Raw genomic sequence first — 21,061 nt, 5'->3', positions numbered from 1 at the left:
GCGGCGTGAAGCTCCTGATCGTCGAGGACAGCCCGCGGCTCGTCGAGCTCCTGACCGAACGCATCCGTGAGGTCGGCTGGCGCGTCGAGGCGCGGGGTAATGTCGAGGAGGCCGAGGCGGCACTCCGCGAGGGGGAGCACGATGTCGTCGTGCTCGATCTCGGCCTGCCCGACGGCAGCGGTCTCGATCTCCTGAGGCGCATGCGCCGTCGCGGCGACATGCGGCCGGTGCTCGTCATCACCGCCCATGCGGCGATCGAGGAACGCATCGCCGGCCTCGACGCCGGGGCCGACGACTACCTCGCCAAGCCTTTCCATTACGAAGAATTTCTCGCCCGCTGCCGGGCCGTCGCCCGGCGCGGGACGCCGGTGGCGCCGCCGGTCCTGGTCGCCGGCCGCCTCCGCTTCGATCCGGCGACCTCGGTCGTCTCCTGCGACGGCGAGCCGGTCGCGCTCGCTTTGCGCGAACGCCAGCTCGCCGAGATCCTGATGCGCGACGTCGGCCGCGTGGTGCGTAAGCGGCGGCTCGAAGGTGCCCTGTCCGACGACGGCGAGGGGCTCAGCCCCAACGCCCTCGAACTCGCCGTGTCCCGGCTGCGCAAGCGGCTCGAGAGCCTGCCCGACGGCGGCGGCGTCGCCATCGAGACGATCCGCGGCGTCGGCTATCTCTTACGGACGACCGCGCCGTGAGCCGCCGCGCCTCCTCCCTCGTCGCGATCGTCGCCCGGCGCATCCTCGTCTTCGCCGCGCTCGCGAGCGCCATCCAGGTCGGGGTGGTGTTCGTCGATTATTGGTTCAACGACGAAGAGCTCGGCCGCATCCTGATCGAGCAGCAGACCGCAGCGATCCGCGACGACGTCCGCACAGTCCTGGCGCACGGTGGGCGCCTGCCGGGCGATATCCTCGAAGAACGCTACGACCTCGACGATCCCGACGGCGGTGCCGGCTATTATGTCCGGGTGCGCCATGCGGGCGGGGCGGTGCTCTATTCGAACTGCGGCGACGTGTGCGAGACGCGCTTCCTGCCCGACACCGTCGATGCGCCGAACTTCTGGATGCGCACGCTGCGGCCTGGCCGGCCGTTGACCCTCGCCGGTGGGCGTCTGTTCGCCGACGGGGCCGGGCCGCCGCTCGTCGTCGAGTTCGCCTCGATCGGCGATCCGCAGAGCCTCGTCGTCTCCGTGCTCCTGCACGAGATGATCGACCACATGGTCGTGCCCATGGGGCTGATGCTGTTTCTCGTCATCGGGGCCACCCTGGTCTCTATCCGCCATGCGTTGCGTTCGGTGGCGGTGGCGGCGGCGGCGGCCGACCGCATCGACCCGAACGCGCCGACGAGCAGGCTGCCGGTCGACGGCATGCCCAAGGAGATCGCCCGCCTCGCCGAGGCGGTGAACCGCGCGTTCGAGCGCATCGCCGCCTTGGTGCGGTCCCAGAAGATCTTCGCCGCCTCGGTCGCCCACGAGATCCGCACGCCGCTCGCGGTGATGCGCCTCGAGCTCGAGCGCATCGACGATCCCCGGGTGCGCGAGGCCGAGCACAATCTCGATCTGCTCGCCCACACGATGGAGCAGTTGACCGCGCTCGCCCGCCTCGATGCGATCGATGTCGCGGCCTTCGTCGAGCGCGATCTCGCCGATCTCGCCCGCCGGGCGGTCGAGGAGATCGCCCCCCTCGTCTATGCCCGCGGCAAGCACCTCGAATTCACGGCCGAGATCGAGCCCCGCGTCCGCGTGCTGCCGGGGCTCGTCGAGACGCTGGTGCGCAACCTCGTCGAGAACGCGGTGAAGCACACCCGGGCGGGCACGACGATCCGCGTCGCGATCGAAGCCCCGGCGGTGCTCGTCGTCCGCGACGACGGCGGCGGCTTCGCGCCCGGCGCCGAGGCGATCCGCGTCGAACTCGGCCAGGTCCGCACCTCCGGCGCGCTCGGGCTCGGCCTCAAGATCGTCGAGCGCATCGCGAGCCTCCACGGCGCCGACCTCGCGATCCGCTCGGAGCGCGGCGAGGGCGTCGAGATTCGGGTCGCGTTTCCGCCGAGCGGTGAGGACGGGGCGCCCGCCTGAGCGTCAGGCTGCCCTCTGGGACGCCGCGAGACAGGCCAGGAACGTCCGGATACGCTGCGCGAGCCCATACCATTGGGCGGGCCTGATCCTGAACTCGTGGTCGCAATCGACGAAATGCACCTCGATGGATGGCGACAGAGCATAATCGTCGAAGATCCGCAGCGCCCCATAGGGATCGCGTAGGCCTTGGAGGATGAGGGTCGGGGTTCGCAGGTCGGCGAGATGCGCGGTGCGCGCGGGCTCGATCGGTCCACCGGGCGTGCGGAACGGATATCCCAGGCACACGATCCCCTTCAGGCGGCAATGCGCCGCGCTCAGGGTGGCGACCCGAGCGCCCGACGACCGCCCGATCAGCACCGGCGGTTCCATCTCTTCCCGCGATTGGATTAGGCCGACAACGGACGGGACCCGGTATTCCATCGTTCCATTGAAATCCTGCGTTCCCAACCGCCGCAGCATCTCATGGGTGTTGATCCATGCGCGGAACGAGGGTGCGAGCCGCGCGGCCAGGGCGGCCTCGATGCGATCGTCCTTCGGGAACGAATCTCCCGACAGGAAGAATGCCTCGCATGGCCCGGTCGCGTTCATGGAGGTCCCCCGCGGTCTTCGTCTTCGTCACGCCGCGTCGCCGCAAAGCATAACGACCACGACAGCCGCCGCAACGGACGGATCCGGAAGCGTCCAGCGGTGACATGCAGCCCAGGCTTGCGTGTTCATTGGGCTCGTGACAAACAGCGGCGAGTGGACGTGAGCCTCGGCAAGGAACTGAGCCGGGCTCGACGGGCCGACTGCACGAGGCGGTCCCACGTCTGCCCAAGGGCGCGTAGCTCAATGGTTAGAGCCGACCGCTCATAACGGTCTGGTTGGGGGTTCGAGTCCCTCCGCGCCTACCATTTTTGTCGGCTTCCCGGTCTTCCCCTTTCTGCCGTCGGCGGCGACCTCGCCGTCTGTCTGGCAGAGACCCGGTCCTCCGTCTTCTGATCCTCGGCGACATCTGTTCATCACGGACCGCCCGCATCATGCCCGGGCAAGATTGGGGTGCGATCCTGATCGATGGGGATGATCGTTTTGCGGCTCTCGCCGCGGCCAGAGAAGGAAATTCCGATATGCGTTCTCTCAAGGCGTTGACGTTGGCGGTGGGGATGGCGGCTCTCGCGACCGGGGCCGCCCAGGCGCAGCAGCAGCCGCAGCCGTCGCCGGCCGAGATGCTCATGCAATATTGCAAGCCGGACATCGAGCGCCTCTGCCCGACCGTGCCGCCCGGCGAGGGGCGCCTGATGAAGTGCCTGATGGCCCACAAGATGCAGATGTCGGTCGGGTGCGCCGAGACGCTCAAGAAGCTGAAGCAGATGAAGATGACCCCCTGAGTTCGGGCCGGCGGGACCTGCGTCCCGCGCGAGGCTGACGGGGCCGGAGGGTGAGGGAGCGTCCATTCGCGTGGATCGAACGCGATTGCCCGCCCTCCGCCTTTCGACCCTCCGCCTTTCGGCCCCCGCCGGTCGGCGTCCATGCCGGCTGTGCCGCTCCAAGGCGGGTGACCGGGTAAGATATTTCCCTCCATTTCGGCTCAAACTACATCCTATGCGGGATGAATACTCTTTATTCGCGCTTTAATTCCGAGAAAATGGAACTGATTTGATCCAAATCGGTGAAAAATACCCCTCAATTCCACTCGATTGAATCTTATGGCGATTGACGAGGCGCACCATAGAAGTCAGACTTTCACGACCTATTTCTGTAGGCATTCGTGAAGGGGACGGTCATGGCTGGGACGACGACCACGATCACGTGGGCTTGGGGCAGCAACACCCTGGTCCAATTCAATCCTGCGACGGATATTCTGGATTTCGGCTGGTTCTCGGCTGACAATTTCACGGTTTCGCAGGTGAACGGCTCGGTCGTCATCTCGATTCCGTCGAACAACCAAACCTATACGCTCAGCGGAATCACGCTCGCCCAGCTTTCCATGGCGAACATCGCGGCGAAGGACGCCAGCGCCTCGGCGGAATGGCAGACGACCCTCTCGGCCTCGGGCGGCGGCACGTCGTCCGGAGGCGCCGCGTCGGGGGAGGCGCCTCGGGTGGGTCGTCGTCGGGCGGCTCTTCTTCGGGCGGCAGCAGCGGATCCGGCGCCGGCACCGGTGGATCGTCGGGCACTGACAGCGGCCACACGGCGGTGACCACGATCACCTGGGCGTGGGGCTCCCACGCCGTGCTCGATTTCCACCCCGCAACCGACAAGCTCGATTTCGGCTGGTTCTCGGCCGACAATTTCTCGATTTCGGAGGCGAACGGCTCGGTCGTCATCTCGATTCCGTCGAACGACCAGACCTACACCCTGTCCGGCGTCACGCTCGCCGACCTTTCGATGACCAACATCGCCGGCAAGGATGCGAGCGCGCTTGCGGAATGGCAGGCCACCCTGACGGGATCGGCCGGCGGTGGATCGTCCTCGGGCGGGACCGGGAGCGGAACCGGCGGCACGGAAACCGGAGGCGGCACCGGCGGGTCCACCGGTGGCGGCTCGACGGGCGGGGGCTCCACGGGGGCTCCACCGGCGGAGGTTCGGCTGGCGGCGGCTCCACGGGCGGCGGCTCGTCGTCGGGCGATGAGGCGGCTTACGCGGACGCGTGGTCGGCGTCCAAGGTCTACACCGCCGGGGCGCACGTCAGCGTCGGCAATGCCGTCTACGAGGCGAACTGGTGGACCTCCGGCGACGACCCGGCGACCCATAGCGGCGCCGGCGGCGGGCAGGTCTGGACCTTCGTCGGCTACATGGACACGACGCCGGTCACCCCCGATGCGCCGGCGGACCTCCACGCCGTCAGCACCGCCGGCACGTCGACGGTTCTCGTCTGGGACGCCGCCACGGTGAAGGGCGTCGGCACCATCAGCGGCTACAACATCTATGAGGGCGACACCCTCATCGCGACGACCTCCAACACTTATTACAAGGTGACCGGTCTCAATCCGTCGAGCGATTACAAGTTCAGCGTCGTCGCCATCGACGAGGCAGGCGCCTCGCAGCATTCCAATGTGATCGACGTGGTGACCCATGCCGGGGACACGAGTGGCGCAGCCAAGTCGTTCTCGCCTTATGTGGACATGTCGCTGACGACGAGCCAGAATCTCGTCCAGATGGTGTCGGAGGCCGGCCTCAGCGCGGTGACGCTCGCCTTCGTGCTCTCCTCGGGCACCGACAAGATCGGTTGGGGCGGCATCGGAACGATCGTGGACGACACCCTCTCGAACGGCACCAAGATATCGACGATCGTCGACACGCTGCATTCCATGGGCGTCGACGTGACGATCTCGTTCGGCGGCGCGAACGGTCAGGAGCCGGCGGCGACGGCAACGAGTGCCCAGGCGCTCGTCGCGTCCTATCAGTCGGTGATCGACAAATATCATGTGACCCACCTCGATTTCGACATCGAGGGGGCGGCGATCGCGAACACGGCCGAGAACGCCACCCGCAACGCGGCGCTCGCCGCACTCGAGAAGGCGAACCCCGATCTCGACGTCTCCTTCACCCTGCCGGTGCTGACCACGGGCCTCACCCAGGACGGCATCAACTTCCTCAAGGCGGCGATGGCGGCGGGCGTCCACATCGACACCATCAACATCATGGCGATGGATTACGGCGCCTATTACGATACCGGCGACATGGGCAAGGACGCCATCTCGGCAGCCACGGCGACGCTCCAGCAACTCCATGATATCGGCCTCGATTCCCACATCGTCATCACGCCGATGATCGGCATCAACGACGTGACGAGCGAGGTCTTCACCCTGGAGGATGCTCACCAACTCGTCGATTTCGTCGCTGCGAACGATCAGGTGGACGGCATCGCGATGTGGTCGCTCGGCCGCGACAACGGCAGCGAAGTTGGCCATGTCTCGCCGGTCGGCAGCGGGTTGACCCAGAGCGACTACGCCTTCAGCGAGATCTTCAACGGCGTGAGCTCCGGCACCGCTGCGACGACTGCGACCCAGACCGCCGCGTCGGTCAGCGCCGCCACGGTGACCTCGACGGGGACGGTTGCGTCGACGAGCGCGGTCGCGGCCTCGACCGTCGCCACCAGCCCTTCCAGCACCACCGCCGCGGCCACCACGGTGACGACCGGTGCCTCCACGTCAGGTGCGGCCACCACGACCGCCGCCGGGACGGCGGATGCCGCTCATGCGACCGGGGATGCCGCGCACACAGCCACGACGACGTCCATCACCTGGGCCTGGGGGGCGCACCAGGCGATCGACTTCCATCCCGACACCGACACGTTGGATTTCGGCTGGATGTCGGCCGACAATTTCAAAGTCTCGGAAGAAAACGGATCGGTGGTGATCTCGATCCCGTCGAACGACCAGACCTATACGCTGACGGGCGTCACCCTTTCGGAGATGAATATCGAAGACGTCAGTGCGAAGGACGCCTCCACAGTCGCCGAGTGGAAGGCGCTCATCGATGCGGCCCACGCAACGGCGGTCGCCGATACCACCGATCCGCTCCATGCGCACGACGGCGTCACCGTCTGAGCAGTGATCGCCCCGCGGCCGGCTCGCCGTCTTCGTGTGCACGGCGAGCCGGTTTGGTATCGATTTCTCCCTGTAGAATTGGCCTCGTGTTAAGTATTCGGCTGGGGAGAGAGATTCGCGGCGAGTGATTCGGCGGGCCGCTCTGCGGTCCCCGCCGTTCGGTGTCGTGCCGTTCGACGGCGCGGCGAGGGGGAAGATGTGTTGAAGCCAGCTCAAGCTCCTGCCGACGGCGCGCTGCAATCCGCGATCCTCGCCGCACTCGCGCACAGCCGTCGCGCCTTCTGGGGCGTCGCGCTCTTCAGCGGCATCGCCAACGTTCTCATGCTCACCGGTCCGCTGTTCATGCTCCAGGTCTATGACCGGGTGCTGGTGAGCCGCTCGATGCCGACGCTCGTGGCCATCGGGCTCATCACGACCTTTCTCTACATCGCCTACGCGCTGATCGATTTCGCCCGCGGGCGGGTGCTGTCCCGCGTCGCCGACGACCTCGAGGTTCAACTGGCACCCACGGCGTTCCGGCAGGAGGTCGCCGAGTCGTTCGCGGCGAGCCGGATCGAAGGGCGTGCGCTCACCGATCTCGGCACGGTGCGCAAATTCCTCATGGGTCCCGGGCCGCTTGCGCTCTTCGACGTGCCCTGGGTGCCGCTTTATCTCGCGGTTCTCGCCATCCTGCACTGGTCCCTCGGCCTCGTCGGGGTGATCGGCGCCGTCGTCGTCGTCGCCTTCGCGATCCTGACCGATCGCTTGACCTCGCGGGCGTTCGGCGAGGCGATGCACCACAGCATCGCCGCGGGCGGGCTGCTCGAAGGGGCACGCCGTTCCGCGGAGGCGATCACGGCGCTCGGCATGGTGCCGGCGGTGGTCGATCTGTGGTCGGACAAGCGCAAGGCCGCGCTCGACGCCGAGCGCCGGTCGGGCGATTCGGCGGCGCGGGTCGCGTCGGCATCCCGCGCCTTCCGCCTCTTTCTGCAATCGGCGACGCTCGCGCTCGGGGCCGTTCTCGTGATCCGGCACGAGGCGACCGGCGGTGTGATGATCGCGTCCTCGATCACCCTTGGCCGCGCGCTCGCGCCGATCGATCAGATCGTCGCCCAATGGAAGGGCTTCGCCAGTGCACGCAGCGCGTGGCGCAGGCTCGATACGGCGCTCGCTCGCTTCGCGGCCGAGCCGCCACGGGTGACGCTGCCGCGGCCGCTCGGCCATCTCTCGGTCGCCGGGGTGATCGCCGGCCCGCCCGGCAGCAACCGCGCGGTGTTGCAAGGCGTCACCTTCGGCCTCGCGCCGGGTGACGGGATCGGCGTGCTGGGGCCGAGCGCCTCCGGCAAGTCGACCCTCGCCCGGCTCGTCGTGGGGCTCTGGAAGCCGATGGCCGGCACCGTGCGGCTCGACGGCGCCACCCTCGACCAGTGGAACCCGGATTTGCTCGGTCGGCACATCGGTTATCTGCCCCAGGACGTCGAACTGATCGGCGGGACCGTGCGCGACTGTATCTCCCGTCACGCGCCCGACGCGACGGACGACAAGGTGATTGCGGCGGCGCGCGCCGCGGCCGCCCACGACCTCATCCTCCGCCTGCCGCAGGGCTACACGACGCGGCTCGGACCGGGCGGGGCGGCGTTGTCCGGCGGCCAGCGCCAGCGCATCGCGCTCGCCCGCGCGCTCTACGACGATCCGGCGCTCATCGTGCTCGACGAGCCGAACGCCAACCTCGACCAGGACGGCGACGCCGCGCTGACCCAGGCCATCAACACGGCCCGGGAACGCGGCGCGGCGGTGGTCGTCATCACCCACCGGCCGAGCGCGCTCGCCGCCGTCGATCGCATCCTCATCCTGAAGGACGGCCGGCAGGTCGCCTGCGGGCCGAAGGACGCCGTGCTCCGCGACCTCATGCAGAACAGCGCCGCCGCGGCGGTGAGCCCGGACGTTCGCCCGATGGAGCAGCGCGCATGATGGAGCCGGTCGATCACGACGAGACGGGCGCTGCCCCGTCCGCTCCGACGCCGCCGGAGGCGCCGCGCACCCCGCGCTGGCGGACCCGGTTTGCGGCGGTGCGCGCGCGCCTGCGCGGCAGGGTCGGCGAGGCGCTCGGGCTCGCCCGCGCGTTCGCGCTGCGCCACGGCGCTCCGCTCGACGGAATCGAGGCGGCCCTGCGCGCCTTCACGCCGCGCCGACCGGCTGCGGGCGCCGAGCGGCCGGCCGCGGCTTACGACGCGCACCTGCGTTTCGGCCTCGTGGTCTGCGTCATCGTCGTGTTCGGGTTCGGGGGCTGGTCGGCGTTCGCGTCGATCCGCAGCGCGGTCGTCGCCTCGGGCGTGATCTCGACCGAAGGGCAGAGCCGAACCATCCAGCACCGCGACGGAGGCATCGTCGACGCGATCCTCGTCAGCGACGGCGATCATGTCGAGGCGGGGGACGTAGTCGTGCGCCTCGATGCGACGAGCCTCAGGAGCGAGCTCGCGATCGTCGAGAACCGCCTTTACGAGGCGTTGGCGCGGCGGGCGCGGCTCGAGGCCGAGCGCGACGACGCCCCGACCATGCGCCGGCCGCCGCTGTTGGACGCGATGGTCGCGAGCGACCGCCGTTGGAAGGCGATGCTCGCCGGGGCGACCGCCGATCCGAAGCTCGTCTCCGCGCTCAACGACCATGCGATGGCCGACATCCGCGCCGAGAGCACGCCGGAGACCGGGGCGGAGATCGCCGACCGGGTGTTTTCCGGTCAGGTGCGGCTGTTCCAGGCGCGGCGCGACACCCTCAAGGCCCAGGTCGATCGCCTGCACGCCTCGATCGCGCAGAGCCAGGAGCAGATCAAGGGCATCGATTCCCAGCGCGAATCCCAGGAGCGCCAGCGCGATCTGATCCAGCAGGAGCTCGTCGGCGCTCGGGCGCTTCTGAAGAAGGGCCTCATCCAGCTTCCCCGCGTGCTGGCGCTTGAGCGCCAGGAGGCGGAGCTCGAGGGCGGCATCGCTGGCCACCATGCCGATGTCGCGGCGATCAACCAATCGATCAGCCAGCTCCAGCTTCAGATCATCGAGGCGCAGCGCGACATGCGCGAAAAGGTGCTGACCGAGCTGCGCGAGGCCGAATCGAACGTCCAGGATTTGACCGAGCAACGCGTCGCGGCGAGCGACAAGCTGAGCCGGATCGACATCCGCGCGCCGGTCAGCGGTACCGTCAACAACATGCAGATCCACACGGTCGGTGGTGTGGTTAAGCCAGCGGACGTGCTGATGTCGATCGTGCCCGACCGCGAGGCGCTGATTGTCGAGGCGCGCGTGGAGCCGCAATTCGTGGATCAGATCCGGGCGGGGCAGGCCGCGCGCATCCGCCTGTCGGCATTCGATCAGCGCACCACGCCGGAGCTCGACGGCAAGCTGATGACGGTGTCCGCCGACCGGCTCACCGACACGGCCACCAACCAGCCCTATTACGCGCTCAAGGTCTCGATCGCCCAGGCCGAGATCGCCAAGCTCGACGGCAAGATGCTGGTGCCCGGCATGCCGGCCGAGGTCTTCCTCGTCACCGGCGACCGGACCCCCCTCAGCTACATCATGAAGCCGCTCAACGATCAGCTCGCCCGCTCGATGCGCGAGCAATAGGCGCGACAGCTCACCGCTGACCTCTCGTGCCGCGGCCCGCATAGGGCCGCGGCTGCGCGCGCGTTGCTGTCGGCTGCCCCGCTGCCGCAACGCCCTCGGTATCGTCGCGGCGCGTGGCGGTCGGATTGCGCACGGGGCTGGGGCGCCACGTTCTCGGCATGATTAGGGAAGTATAACGCTGCCGTCGAGCCGCGCGCAGCCTCGTCATGCTGCCGTCGACGAAGATGTCTTAATTGGGGTAGGACTTGGGTCGGTTCTAATGAAACGTGCAAATGTAAGGCGGTTGGCTCTCGTTTGCGTCGCGTCGATGCTGGCGAGCCAGAACTTCGCATTCGCTCAGCAAGGTGTGGCGGACACGGCGCAGCCGACGGCATCGAACCCCACGGTCCGGCAGCCCAATTGGCCGCGCGTCTATCCGATGGGCGCGGAGACGGTGCGCCTCTACCCGCCACAGGTTCTCCGCTGGGACGATCAGCGTGTCCGCGGCCGCGCCGCGTTCGTGATCGTCGGTACGACCGGGACCCCGACCTATGGCTGGCTCTATTTCGAGGGCCGCGCGCGGATGAGCTGGAACGCGCAGTCTGTGCGTCTCCACGTCGGTCGGGTCGGACGCATCGAGATCCCGATGGCACCTGGGCGCGGCCACGACGTCCGCGACGCCGTTGGACCGCAGATCCGTGGTCTCGACCTCGAGATGCCGCTCGCCTCGGTCGAGAAGCCGCAGACCAACGTGCCGCCGGTCGATAATACCCCGCCGGCCATCGTCTTCACCGACCGGCTCAGCGTGCTCGTTCCGATTTCGGGGACGCCCGTTCTTCGACCCGTCGCCGGGGCGGCGGGCTATCAGCGCGTCGTCAACACGAGCGCGATGGTGCTCGTCGATCCGACCGGGGCCTATGTTGTCGAGGCCGGCGGCTCCTGGTTCACGGCGGCGACCGTCGCCGGGCCGTGGGTCTTGATGCCGTCGGTCCCGCCCGCGCTCTCGGCGGCGGCGACCCAGGCGAACGCCGCGCAGAAGGCGGACCCGCTGTTGCCGGCGAATGGCCAGCCGATCAACCCGCCGCCGGCGATCATCGTGGCGACGGTGCCGACCGAACTCGTCCAGACCGACGGCGCGATGAAGCTCGCCCCCGTCGGCGGCACCGATTTGCAGACGATCGAGAACGCGGACCACGCCGTCTTCCTCGATCCGACCAGCAACACCTACTATGTCCTGATCTCGGGCCGCTGGTTCGCCTCCCAGAGCCTTTCGGGCGGCTGGCAATTCGTGGCGAGCAACGCGCTGCCGCCCTCCTTCGCGCAGATATCGCCGACCGACCCGCGGGCGAGCGTCCTCGTCTCGGTCGCCGGCACGCCGCAGGCGCGCGCCGCCGCCATCGCCGCGACGATCCCGCAGACCTCGACGGTGAGCGTGACGGCGACCGCGACGGCGACCTACGAGGGCGCGCCGGCCTTCGCCCCGATCCCGGGCACCCAGCTCAGCTACGCGACGAACAGCCCCGAGCCGGTCATCCAGGTCGCCCCACAATCGAACTACATGGTCTCGAACGGCGTCTGGTTCACCGCGCCGGCGCCGACCGGCCCGTGGACGGTGGCGACCGCCGTGCCGCCGGAAATCTATGCCATCCCGCCGGATTCACCGGTTCATTACGTGACGAGCGTGCGCATCTACGCGACGTCGCCCGGCGCGGTCACCGTGGGCTATACGCCGGGCTACATGGGCGTCGTCGTCGATCCCGCGGGCACTGTGGTCTACGGCACCGGCTACAGCTATCCGGGCTATGTCGGCACCCGCTGGATCGCCCCGCCGGCGACCTACGGCTACGGCGCGGGCTTCGCCCTCGGCGGGCCGGCCGGCTTCGGGTACGGGTTCTCGAGCGGCTGGGCCTGGGGCGCGGCCCCCGCGCCCCATTGGGGCCCCTATGTCGGCCCCGGCCCGGTCGCCGGCGGCTGGGGCTTCGCCAATGCTGGCGGGGTCGATCTCTACGGCCGCTGGGGCGGCTATGCCGCACCGGCTCCGGTCGTCGGCTATGGCGGGCCGGGCGTCGGGGTGGGCGCGGCCGTCGGCTTCGCCGCGGGGGTTGGCGTCGGCGCCGCCCTCGGCGCCGCTGCGGGCGGCTTCAGTCCCTACAGCGGCCACTACATGGCGGGCTCGATCGGCAACCACATCAACAACGGCACGATCAACAACAACACGACGATCAACAACGTCACCAACAACACGACGAACAATGCGGCGCCGGCTCAGCCGCCGGCCGGCGGTGGCGCGGGTGGCCAGCCGCAGAACGCTCCGGCGAACGGCGGGGCGCCGAACGGGACACCCGCGAACGGAAACCCCGGCAACCAGAACGGCGCCGGCCCCAACGGGCAGCCTTCGAAAACGCCGGGGAGCACGCCGGGAAGCAATCCGTCGAACCAGAACGGGCAGAACGGCAGCCAGCCGAACAAGTCGAACCCGCAGAACGGCGGCGGCGACAAGGGCAATCGGGGGCGCCACCCGCCGGACGGCGGCCAGGGCAAGGGCCATGACCATCAGAACCCGGGCAATGGTGGCAAGGGGCCCGACGGAAAGGGGCCCGACGGAAAGGGGAACGACGGAAAGGGGAACGACGGCAAAGGCGGCCAGGGCGAAGGTGGCAAAGGCGGTGGTGCCAACGGCGGTCCGCAGCCGACCAACACCTTCCCGGGAGGCAAAGGTGCCGATGGCGGCTCCAAGCCGCACCTGATGAACACCTTCCCCGGCGACAAGGGCCAAGGCGACAAGGGGCAAGGTGAAAAGGGGCAAGGCGGTAAGGGTGAGGGGGAAGGCGGTCAGGGCACCGGTGGTGGCGCCAAGCCGCAGCCGATGAACACCTTCCCGGGCGGCAACGACAACCGCTCCGCCAACAAGCCGGCCCTAGAAAACACCACGACCGAAAACCGCCCGGCCGCGGATCGTCCGCGCGACAAGCAAACCGACGCCATGCAGCGCGACGATCAGCGCCGGGATCAGGCTCGGCCCGACGACAGAAAACCGGACGATCGTCGTCCGCAGGATGACAAGCCCGGCGATCACCGGCCGGACGACCACCGACAGCAGGATCAGCGGCAGGACGACCATCGGCAGGACGACCATCGTCCGGACGATCACCGCAACGACGACCATGCCCGGCGCGCCGACGACGCCCATGCCGACCACGATCAGCACCACGACGATCACGCCCATGCCAAGCGGCGCAAGCCGGAGGACGACAAGCACTGAGGACGGCCATTCCGTGCGGCGCCGGCTCCGGCCCGCGCCGTACGGCTGCCCTCATCCCTTGTAGGCGACGAGAACGGCGCCGGCGGCGATCAGCGCGACGCCGAGCCAGTTCGGCACACTGAGGCGCTCACCGAGAAAGGCGACGCCGAACACCGCAACCATGACGACGCTGAGCTTGTCGATCGGCGCGACGCGGGCCGCGTCGCCGATCTTGAGGGCGCGGAAATAGCAGAGCCACGAGGCGCCGGTCGCGAGCCCCGAGAGGACGAGGAACAGATAGGTTCGCGTCGACACCGAGAGCGGTGCCTGCCAGTTCCCCATGCCGGTCAGGATCGCGGCGATCGTGACGAGGATGACGATCGTCCGGACGAACGTCGCGAAATCGGAATTGACGTTCTCGATGCCGATCTTACCGAAGATCGCCGTCAGCGCCGCGAAGGCGGCGGACAGCAGGGCCCAGAACTGCCAGGTGGTCATCAGCGACCGCATCGGACGTCTCTCGCCTGTGGGTGTTCTCGCGTCGGCGTCTCACCGGGTCGGCGCGGCCGAACCCATCCTGCCCTCAGGCGAACCGCGGCGGAAGCGCGCTCAGATTGCGCCCCCGTCCGTTATTGCGCATCGAACCAGCTCTTCCATGCCGGCACCGCCTTGGCGAAGGTGCCGCGATGGCTCGTTTCGCCCGTCGAGACGGCCTCCACCTTGTTGTTGCCCATCGCCTGCTGCCACGTCATCGGCAGGCGGCCGAGCTCGGTGCGGATCGCCTCGTCGGAGAGCCCGTAATAGGTGCGCACCGGGGTCTTGATGACCCAGCGATAGGCCTGCGTCTGGGCGACGAGGCGGCCGAAGGCGGAGTTCGCGAAGACCTGCGGGTCGAAAAATTCGGGCCGGATCAACTTGTGGAGGTCGGTCGGGATCGCCTTCGCGTCGAACGGCTCGCCCAGATAGGCCTTGTGGATGTTGTCATAGGTCTCGGCCGTGAACAGCGCGCGGGCGAGACCGGGCACGCCATAATAGGATTCGTAGGAGAACGCGGTCAGAATGAAGATCGTGGTGATCCACTCGGCATCGTTCCTGCGGGGGAAGACGAGGAAGCCTTCGAACGTTGCGAACGCGTCGGCCGGGGCGCTTGCGGTGGCCGTGGCCTGGACGGGGATGTTGCTCGCTTCGAGCTTCTCGAGCATCGCCAACGTGACGAAGCCGCCCTGTGACCAGCCGGCGAGGAAAAGCTTGGTGTCGTGAAGCTTGAGGTCGGCGAGCACGGCGCGGCTCGCCGTCAGCATGTCGAAGGTCGCCTGTTGGTGGCTGCCCTTGACGAGATAGCCCTGCGGTTCCGGCGACAGGCCCATGCCGAAATAGTCCGCGCCGATCAACACATAGCCCTGACCGGCGAACTGCGCGATCATGAGCTGGGTCTCGGGAGACTGGTCGGGGAAGGAGGGTACCTCCTGCTTCCCGTAAACCGTCCCGTGTTGGTAGGAGACCATCGGGAAGGCGCTGCCCTCGATGTCTGGCACGGCGATGAGCCCCGTTGCCGTGATCGGCCGATTTCCGAGTTCGGGCACGACCGAGGGATAGGTCACCCGGTAGAGCTTCACCGCGTTGCGGGCGGGGCTGTAGGTCACCGGCACGCCGGAGAAGGCGGGGGTGTCGGTGGTCAGGATGTGGTTGAGCTTTTCGACATCCCAGCGCGTGAGGAATTCGTAGGTCACACCGGAGCCGACCGAGATCGGTCCGCTCGTCTGGCCGGCCAAGGCTGCGGGCACCATGCCCAGGATGGCGCCGACGACGATCATGATGGAAAGCAGCGATCTCATAACGATCCGAGCCGATGGGGGAGGATTCAATTCATGCGTATTTTATCGTGCGAGTTTTGTGAAAGGCCGGCCTTCTAATTTCATATTATCGACCTTGATCGGCGGCGGAGCGGCCCCGAGGCGCCTCGGCTCATTCCCTTGTCCGACGCCTCGTCCATCCAGCGTCCGAGACGGAACGATCCGGCGAGGCCTTCATTCTCCCCGAAGGCATCTCGCAGGATCGTCGGCCATGGCTCCGCACTCGTTCTGGAAGGGCTATCTGAAGCTCTCGCTCGTCACCTGTCCGGTGGCGATGACGCCGGTCGTCACCGAGAGCGAGAAGGTCCGCTTTCACACCCTGAACCGGGCGACCGGCCACCGCATCGAGAGCCGCTTTGTCGATGCGGAGACGGGCGAGCCGGTCGAGGAGGAGGTCGAGGTCAAAGGCTATCAGCGTGGCGAGAACGACTTCGTCGTGCTGGAGGACGAGGAACTCGAGGCCGTCGCGCTCGAAAGCACCCGCACCATCGATATCGAGATGTTCGTGCCCTCCGAGTCCGTGGGCTGGATCTGGTACGACCACCCACATTACCTGACGCCGGACGATCCCGTCGGCGAGGAGGCGTTCTCGGTCATCCGCGACGCCATGACGGCGACGGGCACGGTCGGCATCTCGCGCCTCGTGCTCTATCGCCGCGAACGGGCCGTGCTGCTCGAACCGAAGGGGCGCGGCATCGTGGTCTGGACCCTGCGCTACGGCGACGAGGTGCGAGACGCTGAGCCCTATTTCGCCGACCTGAAGGCGGGCAAGCCCGACGCCAAGCTGATGCCGCTGATGAAGACGCTGATCGAGGAGCGGGTGAAGCCCTGGTCGCCCGAGATGGCGAGCGATCCGGTGCAGGAGCGCCTCGTCGAGATCATCGCCGCCAAGAAGAAGGGGCGAAAGCCGCCCAAGGCGAAACCGGCCGCCGAGAAGCCCGACAACGTCGTCAGCATCATGGACGCCCTGCGCCGCTCGATCGCCTCCGAGGAGAAGACCAAGCGCCGCTGATGTTGGCGAGGGTCTCCGCGCGGCCGGCGCCTCAGGCGGCGCTGCGCCGGCGCGGAACGGGCAGCGGACGCGCCGCGCGACGGAAATCGGCCCACGGATCGGTGCCGAGGTTGGCGAGCCGGGTGCCGGCGTTGAGCACCGTGAAGAAGGCGGGCCCCAGCGCCGGCCCGAGTTCTTCCCAGGCGATCGGCATCGACACCGCCGCGCCCGGCCGTGCCCGGGTCGAATAGGGGGCGACCGCCGTGGCGCCCCGCCCATTGCGCAGATAATCGACGAGGATCTTCCCCTGCCGCTTCGCCTTGGCGACGGTCGCGACATAAAGGTCGGGGCTGTCGGCCGCCATCGCGTCGGCGATCGATTTCGTGAAAGCCTTGACCGTGTCCCAATCGGCCTTCGGGGTCAGGGGCGCCACGACATGGAGGCCCTTGCCGCCGGAGGTCTTCACGAAGGCCTCGAGGCCGGCGTCTTCGAGCCGCCGTCGCACCTCGCGGGCCGCCTCGATCACCGCGTCCCAGCCGACGCCCGGGCCGGGATCGAGGTCCATGATGATGAGGTCCGGCGTCTCGAGGCGCGCGAGGGTCGAACCCCACGGGTGGATTTCAAGGACGCCGGCCTGGACGAGGCCGATCAGGCCGTCCAAGTCCTCGATCGAAAGCAGCGGATCTTCCTCCGGGTGCTTCGGGTCCGGCGTCTGGCGGATGCTTTTCGCGAGCCCGTTCCAGGCGTGCTTCTGGAAGAAGCACTGGGCGGCGATGCCGCCCGGGCAGCGCACCAGAGAGAGCGGACGGCCGACCACGAAGGGGGCGATCCACTTCCAAATGTCGGAATAATAGTCGGCGAGGCCGGCCTTGGTGACGCCGCTCTCCGGCCAATAAAGCCGGTCGGGATGGGTGAGCTTTTGGGCGCTGCGGGACTTCGGCGCCTCCGCCGTCGGTCCGTCCTCGCGCACCACCTCGGCGGCTGGCTTGTCCTCGCGCAGGCCGCGGAAGGCAGCGTGGCGCAGGTGGTGGTCGGCGGTCCAGGCACGGAACTCGACCTCGGCGACGAGCGTCGGCTCGACGAAGCGCACCTGCCGGGCCTCGTCGGCGGTCAGCCGTTGGGCGAACGGGCTCTTGTCGATGCGGATCGCGTCGAGGCGGCGGTAGAGGTCCTCGGCGACCGCCGCGGTGTAGCCGGTGCCGACCCGGCCGACGGGGATGAGCCGGTCGCCGTCATAATAGCCGAGCACGAGCGAGCCGATCGCCTTGCGGGAGGTGGACGACGGCACGTAGCCCGCGACCACGAATTCCTGGCGTTGGGCGCACTTCGACTTGACCCAATCCTTGCCGCGCCCCGAGCGGTAGGGCGCATCGCGTCGCTTGGAGATGATACCTTCGAGGCTGAGCCGGCAGGCGTGGCGGAGCACCATGTTGCCGTCGCTCTCGAAATGGGCCGAGTAGCGCAGCACGTCCGGAGCCCCGGCGAGAAGGCCTTCGAGGGCTTCCTTGCGGGCGGCGAGGGGGCTGTCGCGCAGGTCCCAGCCGTCGAGATGGAGAAGATCGAAGGCGTAGAACATGAAGCCGGTCTTGCGCCCCTCGCTCAGCGCCGCCTGAAGGGCGGAGAAGTCGGACGCGCCGCTCCCGTTCTCGACGACGATCTCGCCGTCGATCAGGGCGCGCTCAGCTGGCAGGCCGCGCAGCGCGTCGGCCACCGCCGGGCCGAACCGCTTGGTCCAATCGAGGCCGCCGCGGGTGACGAGCGTCACCTTGCCGTCGTCGATGCGCGCAAGGAGGCGATAGCCGTCGAACTTGATCTCGTGCAGCCAGCGCGCGCCGCTCGGCACCTTGGATACAAGGGTGGCGAGCTCCGGCTCGACGATCGCCGGCATGGCCGCCTTCTTCGCCTTCGGGATCTTCGCGGGGTCCGGCGGCGTCGCGTCGCCCGTCGGGCCGTCCGCCGCGGCATTCGGTGCGACCGGTGGGGCCTCGGCGGCGTCCGTGACAACCTCGCCGTCGTCGTCCCGGTCGATGCGGCCGGTCTTGGACGACCATCCCGGCGCCTCGTCGGCGACGTCGTCGATATCCCGGCCCGTTTTCACCGAGGCCGGGCGTTCGACGAGGATGTCTGGGGCATCGGGGGGGCGGGCCGCGGAATCTTCCCCCTTGATGAGGAGCCAGTTCTCGTGCTTCTCCCGCGGCCGGCCGTGCATCCGCACCAGATGCCAGCGGCCTTTGAGCTTCTCCCCGTCGAGCTCGAATTCGAGGTAGCCCTTCTCGTAGCCGCGGTGGGCGTCGCCGATCGGCGTCCACGTCCCGCGGTCCCACAGGATGACGGTGCCGCCGCCATATTCGCCCTTCGGGATCGTGCCTTCGAAGCCGCCATATTCGAGGGGATGGTCCTCGACATGGACGGCGAGGCGCTTCTCGCCGGGCACCAAACTCGGGCCCCGCGTGACCGCCCAACTCTTCAGGACGCCGTCCATCTCGAGGCGGAGATCGTAATGCAGCCGGCGGGCTGCGTGCTTCTGGATGACGAACAGGTTGCCGGACGCCGCTGCGGCTGCCGTGCCTTCGGGCTCGGCGGTCTTCTTGAAGTCGCGCTTGCGGCGGTAGGTTTCGAGCGCCATGGCTCAACTCGCCTTGCGGCGGCGGGCGGTCGCGGGGGGCTTCTCCGCGGCGGCCTTCGCCTTGGTTCCGCGCCCGGCGCGCGTCGCCTTCGCTTTCGGGGCGGCCGGCGGGCTCATTCCCGCACTCTGGCGCAGTGCCTCCATGAGGTCCACCACCTTCGCCGCCGGCCGCGCCGCGGGCTTTTCGATGGGCCGCCCCTCGATCTTCGCCCGCACCAATTCGGCGAGCGCGGCCTCGTAACGGTCGTCGTAGGCCTTGGGATCGAACTGGCCCTTTTTGGTGCCGATGATGTGCTTGGCGAGATCGAGCATCTCGCCCTCGATCCTGAGATCACCGATGTCGTCGAACACCTCCGCCGCGGCGCGCACCTCGTAATCGAACCTAAGCGTCGTCCCGACGAGGCCGGTGTCGTGCGGGCGGATGAGGATTGTGCGCATCCGGCGGAACAGCACGGTGCGGGCGAGCGCCGCGACCTTCGCGGCCCGCATGCCCTCGCGGATCAGAGTGAAGGCTTCCTCGGCGACGCGGCCGGAGGGAGCGAGGTAATAGGGCCGGTCGAAATAGACGTCGTCCACGTCCCGGCAACGGATGAAGGCTTCCACGGCGAGGGTCTTGTCCGCCTCCGGAACGGCGGCGGCGACCTCGTCGGGCTCGAGAACGACATAGTCGTCGGCGGCGACCTCGTAGCCTTTGACCTGATCGTCCTTCGGCACCGTGTCGCCGCTCTCGCGGTCGACATAATCGCGGAGGACGCGGTGACCGGTCTCCCGGTTCAGGGTGTGGAGGGCGAGGCGTTCGGCGGTCGAGGCGGCGGTGTAGAGCGCGACCGGGCAGGTGAGTTCGGCGACCTTGAGGTAGCCCTTCCAGTTCGCGCGTGGTGCCACGGTGATCCTCCGCCTCTCGGCCCGGCGGGCCGCTCTGGCGGGGAACGCGGACGCAGCGGCGGCGTTCCGGCGGGTGCGCGATCGGGACGGGCGGCGCTGCACGCCGAGAAGACCGGCGCGCCCCTTCCCTTGCGGGAAATGGCGAGGGGCGCGCCGGCGGTGTCCTCCGAGTTGCAGCCAGAGGACGCCGCCGACGATAGGGCCCACAAAATCGCGCGCCTCACCCGGATGGGGGAACCGCACATCGCAGCGGTGGAAATTCCGCTTGATCTAGATGAGGTTGGCGCGGGTCAGCGGCGCCGCCGCGCGGCATAGGCGGTGCGCACGGCGTCGGCGATGAAGCTGTTGGCGTCGATCGGCGGATAGGTCCAGTGGGCGAGCCCGCCGTCGAACCACCGCATCGCGCCGGTCGCCTGGAGACCGTGGTGGAAGGCGTCGAACTTCGCCGAGCCGCCTTCGAGGCGCCACGCATAGAGCGGCTTTCCCGTGAAGGCCGCCTCGCCGAGCATGTTCACCGAATCACAGGTGACGACGAGCGCGTCCGCGGCGCCGAGGATGCCGAAATAGGGGTTCTCGCCCGTTTCGCCGTCCCAGATCCAATGGGGCGTCTGGCCGAGCGCGCCGCCGAGGGCGGCGAGCGCCGCGGCACCGGTCCGGCGCGACGGCGTCACGATCAAGCTGCCGCCCGTGGTGGTGGCGAGGGCGGCGAGGGCCTGGCCGAAGGTCGCCGCATCGGCCGGCTCGAAGCGGTAGGCGCCGCTCGCGCCGCCGAGCACGACGCCGATCCACGGGCGCGGCAGCGGCCGTCCCGCGAGCCGGGCGGCGAGCGCGGCCGCGCCGGCCGCGAGCCCGGCAGTCGTCAGCGTGTTCGGCGAGGTGAGGCTCTGGATCACGTTACGCCCTTCGACGCCGTCGTGATCGTTGACCCAGACGAGATCGAAATGACGGAGCGAGATCGCCGGGTTCTGCAACACGAGCACGAAGGTCTTGCCGCGGGCGCGTCGTCGGATCGCGCGGGCATAGGGAACGGCCTGGCGTCCCGAGGCGACGACGAGATCGGGCCAGGGCGGGGCGATCGCAGGATCGGGCGCGGCCGGCCCCCAAGGCGCCATCCACGACCAGGGCGCCGACGGCGCCACGCGCTTCACGACGGGTTCGAGCCCGAGCGCGCGGACGACGCCGATGCACTGGACTTCGTGGCCGGCGCTGCCGGGCGTGAGCGCCCAAGCGGACGCAGGAAGGGACTCCACCGGACGCGACCTCGCAGCGGCTCCGAAACCAAGGCGGCACAGG

General features: G+C 68.7%; 15 protein-coding genes and 1 tRNA gene. 10 read left to right on the top strand and 6 right to left on the bottom strand.

Features of this window, described 5'->3' with window-relative positions; all coding sequences use genetic code 11:
• The first annotated feature begins 5 nt into the window (after positions 1-5).
• Both F0357_RS04005 and F0357_RS25105 read left to right on the top strand, forming a co-directional pair.
• The gene (locus F0357_RS04005; RefSeq protein WP_312861440.1) at positions 6-689 is read left to right on the top strand and encodes a response regulator transcription factor; all 684 of its coding nucleotides are present in this window, start codon (positions 6-8) and stop codon (positions 687-689) included.
• Positions 686-2,065, top strand: a complete 1,380-nt coding sequence (locus F0357_RS25105; protein ID WP_153479020.1) for a sensor histidine kinase — start codon at positions 686-688, stop codon at positions 2,063-2,065. Before F0357_RS04005 ends, F0357_RS25105 begins: the two co-directional genes overlap by 4 nt.
• A 3-nt stretch (positions 2,066-2,068) precedes the next feature.
• Here the strand turns inward: F0357_RS25105 and F0357_RS03995 are convergent, their stop codons facing one another.
• Complete coding sequence (locus F0357_RS03995; RefSeq protein ID WP_153479017.1) at positions 2,069-2,653, bottom strand: alpha/beta family hydrolase; 585 nt, start codon at positions 2,651-2,653, stop codon at positions 2,069-2,071.
• Positions 2,654-2,882: 229 nt separating this feature from the next.
• On the opposite strand from F0357_RS03995, the gene F0357_RS03990 reads away from it, so the two are divergent.
• The 7 genes from F0357_RS03990 (at position 2,883) to F0357_RS03965 (ending at position 13,434) form a co-directional block, all read left to right on the top strand.
• Positions 2,883-2,958 (top strand) — tRNA-Ile (locus tag F0357_RS03990).
• Between the two features lie 213 nt (positions 2,959-3,171).
• The gene (locus F0357_RS03985; RefSeq protein ID WP_153479015.1) at positions 3,172-3,432 is read left to right on the top strand and encodes a cysteine rich repeat-containing protein; all 261 of its coding nucleotides are present in this window, start codon (positions 3,172-3,174) and stop codon (positions 3,430-3,432) included.
• Between the two features lie 395 nt (positions 3,433-3,827).
• Positions 3,828-4,244, top strand: a complete 417-nt coding sequence (locus F0357_RS24390; protein WP_246161345.1) for a hypothetical protein — start codon at positions 3,828-3,830, stop codon at positions 4,242-4,244.
• Between the two features lie 229 nt (positions 4,245-4,473).
• Positions 4,474-6,597 (top strand): fibronectin type III domain-containing protein, encoded by a 2,124-nt coding sequence (locus F0357_RS03980; RefSeq protein WP_246161343.1) that lies wholly within the window; start codon positions 4,474-4,476, stop codon positions 6,595-6,597.
• Between the two features lie 201 nt (positions 6,598-6,798).
• The gene (locus tag F0357_RS03975; protein WP_153479013.1) at positions 6,799-8,547 is read left to right on the top strand and encodes a type I secretion system permease/ATPase; all 1,749 of its coding nucleotides are present in this window, start codon (positions 6,799-6,801) and stop codon (positions 8,545-8,547) included.
• Positions 8,544-10,193, top strand: a complete 1,650-nt coding sequence (locus tag F0357_RS03970) for an HlyD family type I secretion periplasmic adaptor subunit (protein WP_246161341.1) — start codon at positions 8,544-8,546, stop codon at positions 10,191-10,193. The genes F0357_RS03975 and F0357_RS03970 overlap by 4 nt, the downstream gene beginning before the upstream one ends.
• Before the next feature lie 283 nt (positions 10,194-10,476).
• Complete coding sequence (locus F0357_RS03965; RefSeq protein ID WP_153479010.1) at positions 10,477-13,434, top strand: carbohydrate-binding family V/XII; 2,958 nt, start codon at positions 10,477-10,479, stop codon at positions 13,432-13,434.
• 51 nt (positions 13,435-13,485) lie between these two features.
• Here F0357_RS03965 and F0357_RS03960 read toward each other — a convergent pair whose 3' ends face one another.
• Together F0357_RS03960 and F0357_RS03955 are read right to left on the bottom strand one after the other, a co-directional pair.
• Positions 13,486-13,923, bottom strand: coding sequence for an EamA family transporter (locus F0357_RS03960; RefSeq protein WP_153479007.1), 438 nt, complete (start codon positions 13,921-13,923; stop codon positions 13,486-13,488).
• 119 nt (positions 13,924-14,042) lie between these two features.
• Complete coding sequence (locus F0357_RS03955) at positions 14,043-15,248, bottom strand: alpha/beta hydrolase family protein (RefSeq protein ID WP_153479004.1); 1,206 nt, start codon at positions 15,246-15,248, stop codon at positions 14,043-14,045.
• 229 nt (positions 15,249-15,477) lie between these two features.
• Between F0357_RS03955 and ku (F0357_RS03950) the strand changes: the two genes are divergently transcribed.
• Positions 15,478-16,278 (top strand): non-homologous end joining protein Ku, encoded by an 801-nt coding sequence (ku, locus tag F0357_RS03950; RefSeq protein ID WP_153479002.1) that lies wholly within the window; start codon positions 15,478-15,480, stop codon positions 16,276-16,278.
• Between the two features lie 31 nt (positions 16,279-16,309).
• Here the strand turns inward: ku (F0357_RS03950) and ligD are convergent, their stop codons facing one another.
• The 3 genes from ligD to F0357_RS03935 all read right to left on the bottom strand — a co-directional run bounded on the left by ligD (position 16,310) and on the right by F0357_RS03935 (position 21,018).
• A complete protein-coding gene (gene ligD / locus F0357_RS03945) occupies positions 16,310-18,883 on the bottom strand; it encodes a DNA ligase D (RefSeq protein WP_153479000.1) in 2,574 nt (857 codons plus the stop codon).
• A gap of 3 nt (positions 18,884-18,886) precedes the next feature.
• Entirely contained in the window at positions 18,887-19,768 is an 882-nt protein-coding gene (gene ku, locus F0357_RS03940; RefSeq protein WP_312861439.1) for a non-homologous end joining protein Ku, read from the bottom strand.
• A 290-nt stretch (positions 19,769-20,058) separates the two neighbouring features.
• Complete coding sequence (locus tag F0357_RS03935; RefSeq protein ID WP_208948207.1) at positions 20,059-21,018, bottom strand: mitochondrial fission ELM1 family protein; 960 nt, start codon at positions 21,016-21,018, stop codon at positions 20,059-20,061.
• Between the last annotated feature and the right edge of the window lie 43 nt (positions 21,019-21,061).

The sequence above is a fragment of the Segnochrobactrum spirostomi genome, assembly GCF_009600605.1.
Lineage (GTDB): Bacteria > Pseudomonadota > Alphaproteobacteria > Rhizobiales > Segnochrobactraceae > Segnochrobactrum > Segnochrobactrum spirostomi.
The sequence above is the reverse complement of the archived record's forward strand: the minus strand, read 5'-3'. Positions and strand labels throughout refer to the sequence as shown.

Bases quoted from the DNA above. Each gene is read 5' to 3' on its own strand.
- F0357_RS03960 (WP_153479007.1), bottom strand. From the start codon at position 13,923: ATGCGGTCGCTGATGACCACCTGGCAGTTCTGGGCCCTGCTGTCCGCC.
- F0357_RS24390 (WP_246161345.1), top strand. From the start codon at position 3,828: ATGGCTGGGACGACGACCACGATCACGTGGGCTTGGGGCAGCAACACC.
- ku (WP_153479002.1), top strand. From the start codon at position 15,478: ATGGCTCCGCACTCGTTCTGGAAGGGCTATCTGAAGCTCTCGCTCGTC.
- F0357_RS03985 (WP_153479015.1), top strand. From the start codon at position 3,172: ATGCGTTCTCTCAAGGCGTTGACGTTGGCGGTGGGGATGGCGGCTCTC.
- F0357_RS03980 (WP_246161343.1), top strand. From the start codon at position 4,474: ATGGCAGGCCACCCTGACGGGATCGGCCGGCGGTGGATCGTCCTCGGG.
- F0357_RS03955 (WP_153479004.1), bottom strand. From the start codon at position 15,248: ATGAGATCGCTGCTTTCCATCATGATCGTCGTCGGCGCCATCCTGGGC.
- F0357_RS03970 (WP_246161341.1), top strand. From the start codon at position 8,544: ATGATGGAGCCGGTCGATCACGACGAGACGGGCGCTGCCCCGTCCGCT.
- ligD (WP_153479000.1), bottom strand. From the start codon at position 18,883: ATGGCGCTCGAAACCTACCGCCGCAAGCGCGACTTCAAGAAGACCGCC.
- F0357_RS03995 (WP_153479017.1), bottom strand. From the start codon at position 2,653: ATGAACGCGACCGGGCCATGCGAGGCATTCTTCCTGTCGGGAGATTCG.